The sequence below is a fragment of the Pseudomonas qingdaonensis genome (assembly GCF_018398475.1).
Taxonomy (GTDB): domain Bacteria; phylum Pseudomonadota; class Gammaproteobacteria; order Pseudomonadales; family Pseudomonadaceae; genus Aquipseudomonas; species Aquipseudomonas palmensis.
This window is the reverse complement of record NZ_CP074676.1, coordinates 4,598,030-4,610,725: the sequence shown is the minus strand read 5'-3', so window position 1 is coordinate 4,610,725 and position 12,696 is coordinate 4,598,030. Positions and strand designations below refer to the sequence as shown.

Annotated in this window: 10 protein-coding genes; 3 read left to right on the top strand and 7 right to left on the bottom strand. The window is 64.3% G+C overall.

What is annotated here, in order from left to right; translation table 11 throughout:
- Nucleotides 1-86: 86 nt before the first annotated feature.
- The 5 genes from KH389_RS21040 to KH389_RS21020 form a co-directional block, all read right to left on the bottom strand.
- Complete coding sequence (locus KH389_RS21040) at nucleotides 87-1,001, bottom strand: glutamate/aspartate ABC transporter substrate-binding protein (protein ID WP_043861987.1); 915 nt, start codon at nucleotides 999-1,001, stop codon at nucleotides 87-89.
- Nucleotides 1,002-1,340: 339 nt separating this feature from the next.
- Nucleotides 1,341-2,879: a glycerol-3-phosphate dehydrogenase gene (gene glpD, locus KH389_RS21035; protein ID WP_043861986.1), complete on the bottom strand. Its 1,539-nt coding sequence runs from the start codon at nucleotides 2,877-2,879 to the stop codon at nucleotides 1,341-1,343.
- 172 nt (nucleotides 2,880-3,051) lie between these two features.
- Nucleotides 3,052-3,807, bottom strand: a complete 756-nt coding sequence (locus tag KH389_RS21030) for a DeoR/GlpR family transcriptional regulator (RefSeq protein ID WP_043861985.1) — start codon at nucleotides 3,805-3,807, stop codon at nucleotides 3,052-3,054.
- Nucleotides 3,808-3,969: 162 nt separating this feature from the next.
- A complete protein-coding gene (gene glpK / locus KH389_RS21025) occupies nucleotides 3,970-5,469 on the bottom strand; it encodes a glycerol kinase GlpK (protein ID WP_213606179.1) in 1,500 nt (499 codons plus the stop codon).
- Nucleotides 5,470-5,535: 66 nt separating this feature from the next.
- Nucleotides 5,536-6,387, bottom strand: coding sequence for an MIP/aquaporin family protein (locus KH389_RS21020; protein ID WP_043861983.1), 852 nt, complete (start codon nucleotides 6,385-6,387; stop codon nucleotides 5,536-5,538).
- Nucleotides 6,388-6,689: 302 nt separating this feature from the next.
- Here KH389_RS21020 and ybaK point away from each other — a divergent pair, with 302 nt between their 5' ends.
- Nucleotides 6,690-7,160 carry a Cys-tRNA(Pro) deacylase gene (gene ybaK / locus KH389_RS21015; RefSeq protein ID WP_043861982.1) on the top strand — a complete coding sequence of 157 codons (471 nt, stop codon included), beginning with the start codon at nucleotides 6,690-6,692 and terminating at the stop codon, nucleotides 7,158-7,160.
- Between the two features lie 92 nt (nucleotides 7,161-7,252).
- Nucleotides 7,253-8,032: a PhzF family phenazine biosynthesis protein gene (locus tag KH389_RS21010; protein ID WP_116052172.1), complete on the top strand. Its 780-nt coding sequence runs from the start codon at nucleotides 7,253-7,255 to the stop codon at nucleotides 8,030-8,032.
- An 82-nt stretch (nucleotides 8,033-8,114) separates the two neighbouring features.
- On the opposite strand, the gene KH389_RS21005 is transcribed toward KH389_RS21010, so the two are convergent.
- Both KH389_RS21005 and argF read right to left on the bottom strand, forming a co-directional pair.
- Nucleotides 8,115-9,224 carry an ABC transporter ATP-binding protein gene (locus KH389_RS21005; protein WP_043861980.1) on the bottom strand — a complete coding sequence of 370 codons (1,110 nt, stop codon included), beginning with the start codon at nucleotides 9,222-9,224 and terminating at the stop codon, nucleotides 8,115-8,117.
- Nucleotides 9,221-10,141: an ornithine carbamoyltransferase gene (argF, locus tag KH389_RS21000; protein WP_043861979.1), complete on the bottom strand. Its 921-nt coding sequence runs from the start codon at nucleotides 10,139-10,141 to the stop codon at nucleotides 9,221-9,223. Before argF ends, KH389_RS21005 begins: the two co-directional genes overlap by 4 nt.
- 390 nt (nucleotides 10,142-10,531) lie before the next feature.
- Between argF and KH389_RS20995 the strand changes: the two genes are divergently transcribed.
- Entirely contained in the window at nucleotides 10,532-12,640 is a 2,109-nt protein-coding gene (locus tag KH389_RS20995) for a molybdopterin oxidoreductase family protein (protein WP_213606177.1), read from the top strand.
- Nucleotides 12,641-12,696 lie beyond the last annotated feature (56 nt).

Genomic DNA, 12,696 nt, shown 5'->3' with positions numbered 1-12,696 from the left:
CAGATCGGTTGTTTCACGGGCACCTTCGAGCATCCGGGGGCGCTGGGCGCCCTCGGATGAAAGGTTAGACACTAACTAGCTGGGGGTCAGGACTTCTTTTCGTCTGCAGCTTTGTCGGTAGGATTGGCGATCAGCGCCTTGAGCTCGTCGCTCATGGGGAACATCAGGTTCAGGCCTTTAGGCGGGATTGGCTGGTTGAACCACTTGTCGTAGATCTTGTTGATCTCACCCGACTTGTACAGGGCGACGATGGCGTCATCGACCGCTTTCTTGAACGGGGCATCGCCCTTGCGCACCATGCAGCCGTAGATTTCATAGGACTGCGGGGTACCGGTCACGGCCCAGTCGGTCGGCTTCTTGGCCTTGGCCATTTCGCCGGCGAGCAGGGCGTCGTCCATCATGAAGGCCACGGCGCGGCCGGACTCGAGCATCTGGAACGACTCGCCGTGGTCCTTGGCGGAGATGACGTTCATCTTCATCTGCTTGTCGGCGTTCATCGACTTGAGGATGCGCTCGGATGTGGTACCGGCGGTGGTCACCACGTTCTTGCCGGCCAGGTCCGGGAAGTCCTTGTAGGAGGAATCCTTTTTGGACAGCAGGCGGGTACCGATCTCGAAGATGCCGACCGAGAAGTCGACCTGTTGCTGGCGCTCGAGGTTGTTGGTGGTGGAACCGCACTCGACGTCAACGGTGCCGTTCTGCACCAGCGGGATGCGGGTCTGCGAGGTGACCAGGTTGTATTTGACCTTCAGGTCCGGCTTGTTCAGGTCCTTTTTCAGGGCCTCGACGATAGCCAGCTGGATGTCGTGGGAGTAACCGACGGGTTTGCCCGAAGCGTCGGCGATGTAGGAGAACGGGATGGAAGCGTCGCGGTGCCCCAGGGTAATGGTGCCCGAGTCGTTGATTTTCTTCAGGGTGCCGGTCAGTTCGGCGGCAAGGGCCGGCGTGCTGATCAAAGCGGTCGCCATGGCGGCGCCCAACAGATGGGGAACGATACGCATCAAATTTTCCTCGACGTTGTTTTTCTTATTGAGCCGTTGGCGGGCTCTTTCGTTCAGCGAACACAGCAATGAAGCGGTTGCGCATTCGGGTACTGAGTGTAGAGCATGACTCATGCCAAACTCTGATTTTGATCATAACCCCATGCAAATAGCGGCGGCGGGCATTTTTTGCCGGGGTATGGCGGGGGAGGGATGTCCGGGTTTCCGATTAAGGGCCAATGGCTCGTTCGGGAAACCGAACAGATGGTCCTTTGGTGGCCTCATCGCGGGTCAAGCCCGCTCCCACAGGTTCGGTGACCTTGTGGGAGCGGACTTGACCCGCGATGCGATTTGGCGGTGTCAGGCCGCCTGAATACGCCCGCGGCTCAGTTCTACCCGTTGCAGGTAAACCCGCAGAGCCTGTTGTTCGGCCGGGCTGGTGAAAAGCCCCAGCTTGGTGCGCCGCAGCAGGATATCGTCGGCGCTGACCGCCCATTCCTCGCTGCACAGGTAATCCACCTCGCGGGTGAACAACCCGCCACCAATCGCATCGCCCAGGTCGTCCGGGCCCTGGACGCCCTCGAGCAGGCGCCATACGCGGCTGCCGTAGGTCAGCGCCCAGCGCTTGGCGATATCCGCTGGCAGCCAGCCGAAGCGCGCGAGAATCTCGTCGCACAGCGCCTGCGGCGTGGTCATCTGTTCACCGCCCGGCAGGCTGGAGGTGGCGGTCCAGCTACCGGTCATCTGGGTGAAGTACGGCGCCAGCTCGGCCATGGCCGACTCGGCCAGCTTGCGGTAGGTGGTCAGCTTGCCGCCGAACACCGACAGCAGCGGCGCCTCGCCGGCAGACGCCGACAGGGCCAGGGTGTAGTCGCGGGTGACCGCGGAGGGGTTGTCCGACTCGTCGTTGCACAACGGGCGCACACCGGAGTAGGTGCTGAGGATGTCGGCGCGGCCCAGCTGGTGGTTGAAGTGCGCGTTCACAACCTTGAGCAGGTAGTCGGTCTCGGCCTCGGTGATGCTCACCTGGGCCGGGTCGCCGCTGTACTCGCGGTCGGTGGTGCCGATCAGGGTGAAGCGCTCCAGGTACGGGATGGCGAACACGATGCGCTGGTCTTCGTTCTGCAGGATGTAGGCATGCTCGCCCTCGTACAGCCGGGGCACGATCAGGTGGCTGCCCTGAATCAGGCGAATGCCGTAGGGCGCCTCCAGCTTGAGGTCGTCCTTGATGAACCTGGCCACCCACGGGCCGGCCGCGTTCACCAGGGCGCGGGCCTGGATGGTCTGCTGGCTGCCGTCGGCGCGTTCGAGCTGCACGTTCCACAGCTTGCCCACGCGCCGTGCGCTGACGCAGCGGGTACGGGTGAGGATGTGCGCACCCAGCTCACGCGCGGCCATGGCGTTGAGCACCACCAGGCGGGCGTCGTCCACTGCGCAGTCGGCGTATTCGAAACCGCGGGTGATGGCCGGCTTGAGCGGGTTGCCCGGGCCGAAGCGCAGGCTGCGCGAGGCGCCCAGCTGCTTGCGCTTGCCCAGATGGTCATACAGGAACAGGCCGGCGCGGATCATCCAGGCCGGACGCAGGTGCGGCTGGTGCGGCAGCACGAAGCGCATCGGCTTGACGATATGCGGCGCCTTGGCCAGCAGCACTTCGCGTTCTGCCAGCGCTTCGCGCACCAGGCGGAACTCGTAGTGCTCCAGATAGCGCAGGCCACCGTGGATCAGCTTGCTGCTGGCCGAGGACGTATGGCTGGCCAGGTCGTCCTTTTCGCAGAGCAGTACCGACAGGCCGCGTCCGGCCGCATCGGTGGCGATACCGACGCCGTTGATGCCGCCACCGATCACGGCAACGTCGTAGATTTCGGCAAGGGCGGGCGATGGCGAGCTGGACTGGGACACGAGGCGGCCTCTGGTTTCTATCGAATATGAACATTAATGTTCGTTTGCGAAAATGGTAGCGCAACAAAATGGCGCCCGCCAGTCGCTTTCAATAGAAAATACTGATCGGATGACAAATAAATGAAAAATTATGAACATTCGAGCGGCCCCCGTTGCGAGGGCCGCGATGGCGCTACACCACGTCCAGGCGGATCTTGTGCTGGTTGAGCAACTGGGCGAGGGCGGCGACGGGGGGCTGGTCGGTCACCAGGCAGTCGATCAGGCTGATCGAGCCCAGGCGCACCATGGCGTTGCGCCCGAACTTGCTGGAGTCGGCGGCGAGGATCACCTGGCGCGCATTGGCGATGATGGCCTGGGACACGCGTACTTCCTGGTAATCGAAGTCGAGCAGGCTGCCGTCTTCATCGATGCCGCTGATGCCGACCAGGGCGAAATCGACCTTGAACTGGTTGATGAAGTCGACGCTGGCCTGGCCGACCACACCGCCGTCGCGGCGCACGTTGCCGCCGGCCAGCAGTACTTCGAAATCGTCCTTGGCGCTGAGGATGGAGGCCACATGCAGGTTGTTGGTGATGATCTTCAGGTGGTTGTGGTTGAGCAGGGCGCGGGCGATGGACTCGGTGGTGGTGCCGATGTTGATGAACAGCGAGGCGTGATCGGGGATCTGCGCGGCGATGGCTTCGGCGATACGCTGCTTTTCGTCACGCATCTGGTCGGCACGCATGGCGTAGGCGGTGTTCTCGATGCTCGAGTCATAGGCCGCGCCACCGTGGTAGCGGCGCAGCAGGTTCACTTCGGCCAGCTGGTTGATGTCACGGCGGATGGTTTGCGGGGTTACAACGAACAGCTGCGCCATTTCCTCGATACTGACATAGCCGCGTTCGCGGACCAGCTCGAGAATTTGTTGTTGGCGAGGGGGCAGATTCATGGGCGGTCCTTTTGGGCTGCCGGGCAAATCTGCATGATGCCGCAGGATGGGGGCGGGGGCCAGCGCGGGGCTGGCTGAAACGATCCTGTGGGCGCCTCGCCAGCAAGGCTGGTGCCTACAGTGTAGGAATCAGCCTTGCTGGCGAAGAAGCCTGCGCAGGTTTTATTCCTCGTGCGGTTCCCAGTCGCGGGTACGGTCCACTGCCTTCAGCCAGCCGGCGTACAGCTTCTCTTTCTGCGCCTCCTCCAACTGCGGAGTGAACTCGCGCTCGATGATGGCCTTGCCGCGCAGCTCGTCCAGCCCGCTCCAGAAGCCACATGCCAGGCCGGCCAGGTAGGCGGCGCCGAGCGCAGTGGTTTCGCGCATCTGCGGGCGTTCCACGCAGGTGCCGAGAATGTCGGCCTGGAACTGCATCAGGAAGTTGTTGGCCACCGCGCCACCGTCCACCCGCAGTGCGCTCAGGCGCTCGCCGCAATCCTGCTGCATGGCGTCGAGCACGTCGCGGGTCTGATAGGCGATCGACTCCAGCGCGGCGCGGATGATGTGGTCGACCTTGACCCCGCGGGTCAGGCCGAACAGGGCGCCGCGCGCGTACGGGTCCCAGTACGGCGCACCCAGGCCGGTGAATGCCGGCACCAGGTACACGCCGTTGCTGTCCTTGACCTTGCTGGCGAAGTACTCGGTGTCGTGGGCGTCGTTGACGATCTTCAGTTCGTCACGCAGCCACTGCACGGTCGAGCCGCCGTTGAACACCGCGCCTTCCAGGGCATAGGCCACTTCGCCGCGCGGGCCGCAGGCAATAGTGGTCAGCAGGCCATGGGACGACTGCACGGCCTTGTCGCCGGTGTTCATCAGCAGGAAGCAGCCGGTGCCATAGGTGTTCTTGGCCTGGCCCGGCTCCACGCACATCTGGCCGAACAGCGCAGCCTGCTGGTCGCCGGCGATGCCGGCAATGGCGATGCCGCTCTTGGTGTGGCCGTACACCTCTGACGACGAGCGTACCTGGGGCAGCATCTGCTTCGGGATGCCCAGCACCTGCAGCATCTTCTCGTCCCATTCCAGGGTGTGGATGTTGAACATCAGGGTGCGCGAGGCGTTGGTGTAGTCGGTGACATGCACCTTGCCGCCGGAGAACTTCCAGATCAGCCAGGTATCCACGGTGCCGAACAGCAGCTCGCCGCGTTCGGCGCGTTCACGCACGCCGTCGACGTTGTCCAGGATCCACTTGAGCTTGGTGCCCGAGAAGTACGGGTCGGTGACCAGGCCGGTGGTTTCGCGGATGTAGTCCGCGTGGCCGTCACGCTTGAGCTGCTCGCAGATCTCGGTGCTGCGTCGGCACTGCCAGACGATGGCGTTGTACACCGGGCGACCGGTTTCGCGGTCCCACACCACGGTGGTCTCGCGCTGGTTGGTGATGCCGATGGCTGCCACCTGGTCGTAGCTCAGGCCCGCCTGGGCCAGTGCTTCGACCATGGTCGCGCTCTGGGTGGCGAAGATCTCCATCGGGTCATGCTCGACCCAGCCGGCCTGGGGGTAATGCTGGGCGAACTCGCGCTGCGAGGTGCCGACCACGTTGGCGTCACGGTCGAAGATGATCGCGCGTGAACTGGTCGTGCCCTGGTCCAGGGCAATGATGTAGTGCTTGTTCGGGGTGTCGGTCATGGTGTGGGCCTTGCACTCGAAAAGGTGGAAGTCGGGGCAGGGCGAGCCTGGCTCGCCGGTTCGGCATCAGGAGGCCTGGGTCTTGCCCCGAGCGTTGTCGTCGGTCTGGGCGTTCGCGCCGTCTGCCGTGGGCAGGTTGCGCGCGATCACGCCGCGATACAGGGCGGCACCCACGCTTGCACCTATGATCGGCGCAATGATGGGAACCAGGAAATAGGGAATGTCACGTGCGCCAGTAAAGGCCACGTTGCCCCAGCCGGCCAGGAAGGTCATGAGCTTGGGGCCGAAGTCGCGCGCCGGGTTCATCGCAAAGCCGGTCAGCGGGCCCATGGCACTGCCGATCACCGCGATCAGCAGGCCGATCAGCAGTGGTGCCAGTGCGCCCCGGGGCAGGCCGTTGCTGTCGTCGGCAAGGGCCATGATCACCGCCATCAGGATGGCCGTGATCACGGCCTCCACCAGAAATGCCTGGCCGGTGGACAGCAACGGGTGCGGATAGGTGGAGAACACCGAGGCCAGCTCCAGGCTGGCGGTGCTGCCGCGCACCATGGCGTGGGTCTGTTCGTAATCGAAGAACAGGTTGCTGTACAGGGTGTATACCAGCGCCGCGCCGCAGAAGGCACCGGCCACCTGGGCGACGATGTAGAACGGCAGCTTGCGCTTTTCGAAGCCGCTGAACAGGCTCAGGGCGATGCTCACGGCCGGGTTCAGGTGTGCACCCGACACCCCGGCGGTGAAGTAGATCGCCATGCTGACCCCCACGCCCCAGATGATGCTGATTTCCCACAGGCCGAAGCTGGCGCCCGCGACCTTGAGTGCCGCGACGCAGCCGGTACCGAAAAAGATGAGCAATGCGGTGCCGAGGAATTCGGCCATGCATTGGGCAGACAGCGTTGGTTGTCGTAGAGCAGTCGTCATTCGTGACCTCGGTTCTTGTTGTTGTGAGGCGCGTGTGCGCTCGACAAAAACCCGAGCAGAATCCCCATTCTGGTCGGGTTGACGGCAGAACTGCACGGTATTGGGGCAGTTCGATATTCAGAATCGAAAAAATATAGACAAGAAACGCTGATGTCAAAGGTCGAAAGTGAACTGCCATTCATATTCTGACTGCCGGTGGCTCAGGTGGTGTCGGTGGCAACCGGGCGGGTAATGGTTGGCTCCGGCGTTTTGCCCTAAAGTAGCCAGCGACTGGAGACCGATCACCCTGCCTGGAGCCCTGCATGACCCCCGCCCTGGATTTGCTCAAGAAAGCCCGCGCCGAACACCGCATCCACAGTTATGAACACGACCCCAAGGCGGCTTCCTACGGCCTGGAAGCCGCCGAGAAGCTCAACCTGGAGCCAGCGCGGGTGTTCAAGACGCTGCTGGCCAGCACCGAGAAGGGCGAGTTGCTGGTGGCGGTGGTGCCGGTGGTGGGCAGCCTGGACCTCAAGGCCCTGGCCCATGCGGCGGGCGCAAAGAAGTGCGAAATGGCCGACCCGATGGCCGCACAGCGTTCCACCGGGTACCTGGTAGGCGGGATCAGCCCACTGGGGCAGAAGAAGCGCCTGCGCACCTTCATCGATGCTTCGGCGCAGCAGTTCGAAACCATTCATGTCAGCGCCGGACGGCGCGGGCTGGAGGTGGAACTGGCGGCGGCGGTGCTGGCCGAGCACACCCGGGGCAGCTTTGCGGCGATCGGCCGCGAGTAGCATCTGTATCCTCCAAATCCGGCCATTCTGTATATGGAAGCGCGAGCGCCCGGGCAGGCATGCTCGCTGCCTTCCCATGCAGGAGCCAACCCATGCAGCTTGAATTTCACCAGGTCGATGCCTTCAGTTCCCAACCCTTCAGCGGCAACCCGGCGATGGTGTATCGCCTGGAGCAATGGCTGCCCGATGAACTGATGCAAAAGATTGCGGCCGAGCACAACCTGGCCGAAACCGCATTCGTCGTGCGCGAGGCGCAGCGCTGGCGCATCCGCTGGTTCACGCCCTCCACCGAAGTGCCGCTGTGCGGGCATGCGACCCTGGCCAGCGCGCATGTGCTGTTCGAGGTGTATGGGGAAGATGCCGAGCGCCTGGCGTTCGACAGCCGTTCGGGGCCGCTGACCGTGAGCCGCGAGGCGGGGCGCCTGGTGCTGGACTTCCCGCGCTACGACCCGCAGCCGCTGGCCGAGCTGCCGCCGGTGGCGCAGGCGCTGGGGTGCCCGGTGGTCGAGGTGTGGCAGACCAATGAACTGTTCGTGGTGCTCGAAAGCGAACAGGCGGTGCGGGATTGTCGCCCTGACATGGCGGCGCTGGTGCCGTTGCCGGGGCTGGGCGTGATTGTCACGGCGCCAGGGCGCGAGCATGATTTTGTGTCGCGCTATTTTGCGCCGGGGATCGGTATCCCTGAAGACCCGGTGACCGGCTCCACGCACTGCTCGCTGATCCCTTACTGGGCGCAGCGCCTGGGCAAGGATGAGCTGCACGCGGTGCAGTGTTCCGCGCGGGGCGGGGAGCTGTTCTGCCGCCTGGAGGGGGCGCGGGTGAAGATTGGCGGGTATGCGACGCGGGTGGCGAGCGGGACGTTGTTCCTCTAGCGGCCCTTTTCGCCAGCAAGGCTGGCTCCTACAGTAGGCCAGGCAATTTCCTGTAGGAGCCAGCCTTGCTGGCGAAGCCTTATCAGAGCGCCGCGCTGTAGCGTCGCACGCCGTTCTCCGCCACCGGCAGTTGTGCCGGCACCGTGCCGGCCACCGGGAACAGCACCAGGTGGTCCGCCGCCACTTCAATGCCCACCTCGCCGCCGACCTGATGGTCGATATGGCTCGGGAAGATCGCTTCGAGCTGGCTGCCGGTACCCAGTTGCAGGCGGTACAGGGTGGACGCACCGAGGAAGCTCTTGCCGACGATGCTTGCCTTCAAGGCACTGTGGGGCGCATGCACGATGTCGTCCGGGCGCAGCAGCACATCCACCGCGCTGCCCTGGGGCAGGGTGTAGGCCCGATTGCCGCGCAGCTCGCCCAGTTCGGTCTGCACCGATTCGGGGCTGGTCAGCTGGCCACGGATGAAATAGCCCTGGCCGATAAAGCTGGCCACGAACGGCGTGAACGGTTCGTGGTAGAGGTTGTACGGGGTGTCCCACTGCTCCAGGCGGCCTTCCTTGAACACACCCACATGGTCGCTGACGGCAAAGGCCTCTTCCTGGTCATGGGTGACCAGGATCGCGCTCGTGCCGCGACTCTTGAGGATGTCACGCACCTCATGACTGAGGCGTCGGCGCAGTTCCACGTCGAGGTTGGAGAACGGCTCGTCCAGCAGCAGCAGTTGCGGCTCGGGTGCCAGGGCACGGGCCAGGGCCACACGCTGTTGCTGGCCGCCGGACAGCTCGTGCGGGTAGCGCCCGCCAAGCTTGTCCAGCTTCACCAGCTCGAGCATTTCATCGACCACCTGGCGCTGGCGCGGGTGCTTGCCGATGCCGAACGCGATGTTCTCGGCCACGGTCAGGTGCGGGAACAGCGCGTAGTCCTGAAACACCATGCCGATGCGGCGCTTCTCCGGGGCCAGGGTGAAGCCGGCCTTGGAGATGACTTCGCCCGCCAGGCTGATCTCGCCCTCGTGCACCGGCTCGAAACCGGCGATGGCGCGCAGCGTGGTGGTCTTGCCGCACCCCGAGGAACCCAGCAGGCAACCGATGTCGCCGGCGTTGAGGTGCAGGTTGAGGTTCTGGACGATGCGCTGCTCGCCATAGCCGCAGGCGAGGTCGCGCAGGTTAAGCAGTAGAGGTTGACTCATGCGTGGTGATAGGCCGGTTCGACAAGATATTCGAGAAGCGCCTTCTGTGCATGCAAGCGGTTTTCGGCCTGGTCCCAGGCGACCGAACGGGGGTCGTCGAGCAGGTCCAGGCTGATTTCCTCGCCACGGTGGGCGGGCAGGCAGTGCATGAACAGGGCATCCGCAGCCGCCAGGTCGAGCAGTTCGCGGTTGACCTGGTAAGGCGCAAACAGCGCCAGGCGCCGTGCAGTTTCCTCCTCCTGGCCCATGGAAGTCCAGACATCGGTGCTCACCAGGTGTGCACCGCGCACGGCGTCCTTGGGGTCGCGCACGATCTGCACGCGCTCGCCGGCCTGGGCCACGAACGCCGGGTTGGGCTCATAGCCCTCAGGGCAGGCGATGCGCAGCTGGAAGTCGAACTGGATGGCCGCTTCTATATAGCTGTTGCACATGTTGTTGCCATCGCCCACCCAGGCCACGGTCTTGCCCTGGATCGAGCCGCGGTGTTCGAGGAAAGTCTGCATGTCGGCCAGCAGCTGGCACGGGTGCAGGTCGTCGGACAGGCCGTTGATCACCGGTACCCGCGAATTGGCGGCGAACTCGGTGAGCGTGCTGTGGGCAAATGTACGGATCATCACCGCGTCGAGCATGCGCGACATGACGATGGCGCAGTCACCGATCGGCTCGCCACGGCCCAGCTGGGTGTCGCGTGGCGACAGGAAGATGGCCTGGCCACCGAGCTGGATCATGCCGGCTTCGAACGACAGCCGGGTACGCGTGGACGACTTTTCGAAAATCATGCCCAGCACGCGGTTTTTCAGGGGTTCGAAGAGTACGCCGCGGTTACGCAGGTCCTTCAGCTCGATCCCTCGGCGGATCACACTGACCAGTTCTTCGGCGGTGAAATCCATCAGGGAGAGAAAGTGCCTAGCGCTCATCATTGACTACCTTTTTGCAACAGACCGCAGATCATCAAAAGCCGGTTTTCGAAAACAACGGAAGTGACCTGCGGCGAAAGCCGCACGGGGCGACGAAATAGGGAAAGGCGCAATACTATAATTAAATGTCGCGTCTTACCAAGTGGGGGCTGCGAACTCGACGTTGCCGAATGTGTTGCAAGCCGTTGGGTGACGCTTTTTATTGGGCCGGACAGGCTTTGTACACTGCCCGCCGAGGCCTTTGCAACGCATGCGCGGTACAGGTGCCAGCGCGCCGCGACCATCGCCTTGCCTGATGCCGGGCGATTCACGCCACGAACGTCACTGGCGAGGGGGGCGGGGCAGGGCCATAGTCGAGGTCGCTAATCAGACCTACAACAAGAGGCGGCCATGAGCAAAAGCGTGCATCACCGTGCCTGTCATCTGTGCGAAGCCATCTGCGGCCTGACCCTGGAAGTGGCCCATGAGCCTGGGCAGGCGCCGCGCATCACGTCGATCAAGGGCGATGCGCTGGACACCTTCAGCCGTGGCCATATCTGTCCCAAGGCCGTTGCGTTGCAGGACATCCAGAACGATCCGGACCGCCTGCGTACTCCCATGCGCCGCATCGGCGAGCAATGGCAGGCCATCGGCTGGGACGAGGCGTTCGCGCTGGCCGCCCGGAAGCTCTGGGCCCTGCAGCAGCGCCATGGTCAGAACGCGGTGGCGGTGTACCAGGGCAACCCCAGCGTGCACAACTACGGCCTGATGACCCACAGCAACTATTTCCTGGGCCTGCTCAAGACGCGCAACCGCTTTTCCGCGACCTCGGTCGACCAGTTGCCGCAGCACCTGACCAGCTACCTGATGTACGGCCATGGCCTGCTGTTACCGATTGCGGACATCGACCATACCGACTTCATGCTGATTCTGGGCGGCAACCCCTTGGCTTCCAACGGCAGCATCATGACCGTGCCCGATGTCGAAAAGCGCCTCAAGGCCCTGCAGGCACGGGGCGGCAAGCTGGTGGTGGTCGACCCGCGGCGCAGCGAGACCGCGGCCATGGCCGACCAACACCTGTTCGTGCGCCCAGGCGCTGATGCGGCGCTGCTGTGCGGGCTGCTCAACACCCTGTTCGAGGAAGGCCTGAGCCGTACCACGCACCTGCCGGTGGCCGGGCTGGACGCGGTGCGCGAGGCAATCGCGCCGTTCACAGCCGAAGCCATGGGCCCGCGCTGTGGCATCGAGGCCGAGCAGATCCGCCAGTTGGCCCGTGACTTCGCCGCCGCCGACAAGGCCGTGTGCTATGGGCGCATGGGCATCTCGACCCAGGCTTTCGGCACCCTGTGCCATTGGCTGGTGCAGATGATCAACCTGGTCAGTGGCAATCTGGATCGGGTCGGCGGCGCCTTGTGCACCCAGCCGGCAGTGGACCTGGTGGCCAGTACCAGCGGCGGGCATTTCAACGCCTGGCAGAGCCGTGTGTCGGGCCTGCCCGAGTACGCAGGCGAGCTGCCGGTGGCGGCACTGGCCGAAGAGATGCTGTGCGAGGGCGAAGGGCAGGTGCGTGCACTCGTCACCGTGGCCGGCAACCCGGTGCTCTCCACGCCCAATGGACGGCAGCTGGAGCAGGCGCTGCAAGGGCTGGAGTTCATGCTCAGCATCGACCTGTACATCAACGAGACCACGCGCCATGCCGACCTGATCCTGCCGTCCACCTCGGCGCTGGAGAACGATCACTACGACACCACCTTCAACCTGCTGGCGGTGCGCAACGTCAGCCGCTTCAACCGGGCGATCCTGCCCAAGCCCGAAGGCGCGCTGCACGACTGGGAGATCTTCGTCGGCCTGGCCAAGGCCTTCGCGGCACTGGCCGACAAGCCGCTCAAACCGACCCTGACACCCGCGCAGATGATCGACCTGGGCTTGCGCGGCGGGCCCCATGGCCAGGGCAGCGCGTTCGACCTGTCGCTGCACACCCTCGAGCGCTATCCCCACGGTATCGACCTGGGGCCGTTGCAGCCCAGCCTCGGTGCACGGCTGAAAACTGCCAGCCAGTGTGTCGAGGCCGCGCCCGCGGTGATCCTGGCCGACCTTCAGCGCTTTGCCGCGCAAGCTTTGCCCCACGCCACGCAACTGGTGCTGATCGGGCGTCGGCATGTGCGCAGCAACAACTCCTGGATGCACAACTACCATCGCCTGGTGAAGGGCAAGCCGCGCCACCAGCTGCTGATGCACCCCGACGACCTGGCCGGCCGGCAGTTGCAGGACGGCCAGCGAGTGCGCGTCAGCTCGCGCGTGGGCAGCATCGAGGTGGAGGTGCTCGCCAGCACCGATATGATGCCCGGCGTGGTCAGCCTGCCACACGGCTTCGGCCACGGGCGGCCAGGCATGCGCCTGGGCATCGCTCAGGCGCAAGCAGGGGCCAGTGCCAACGATCTGACCGACGAGCGTCAGCGCGACGCGGTATCGGGCAATGCGGCGCTCAACGGGGTGGTGGTAGAGGTGGTTGCGGCCTGATATCGGCAAGGCCGAGCGTCACGCTCGGCTTTCCGATACAATGCGTCACCGTGCCG

Excerpts from the sequence above, each read along its gene's own strand:
- ybaK (WP_043861982.1), top strand. The coding sequence starts at position 6,690 with ATGACCCCCGCCCTGGATTTGCTCAAGAAAGCCCGCGCCGAACACCGC.
- KH389_RS21040 (WP_043861987.1), bottom strand. The coding sequence starts at position 1,001 with ATGCGTATCGTTCCCCATCTGTTGGGCGCCGCCATGGCGACCGCTTTG.
- KH389_RS21020 (WP_043861983.1), bottom strand. The coding sequence starts at position 6,387 with ATGACGACTGCTCTACGACAACCAACGCTGTCTGCCCAATGCATGGCC.
- KH389_RS21005 (WP_043861980.1), bottom strand. The coding sequence starts at position 9,224 with ATGAGTCAACCTCTACTGCTTAACCTGCGCGACCTCGCCTGCGGCTAT.
- KH389_RS21030 (WP_043861985.1), bottom strand. The coding sequence starts at position 3,807 with ATGAATCTGCCCCCTCGCCAACAACAAATTCTCGAGCTGGTCCGCGAA.
- argF (WP_043861979.1), bottom strand. The coding sequence starts at position 10,141 with ATGAGCGCTAGGCACTTTCTCTCCCTGATGGATTTCACCGCCGAAGAA.
- glpK (WP_213606179.1), bottom strand. The coding sequence starts at position 5,469 with ATGACCGACACCCCGAACAAGCACTACATCATTGCCCTGGACCAGGGC.
- KH389_RS20995 (WP_213606177.1), top strand. The coding sequence starts at position 10,532 with ATGAGCAAAAGCGTGCATCACCGTGCCTGTCATCTGTGCGAAGCCATC.
- KH389_RS21010 (WP_116052172.1), top strand. The coding sequence starts at position 7,253 with ATGCAGCTTGAATTTCACCAGGTCGATGCCTTCAGTTCCCAACCCTTC.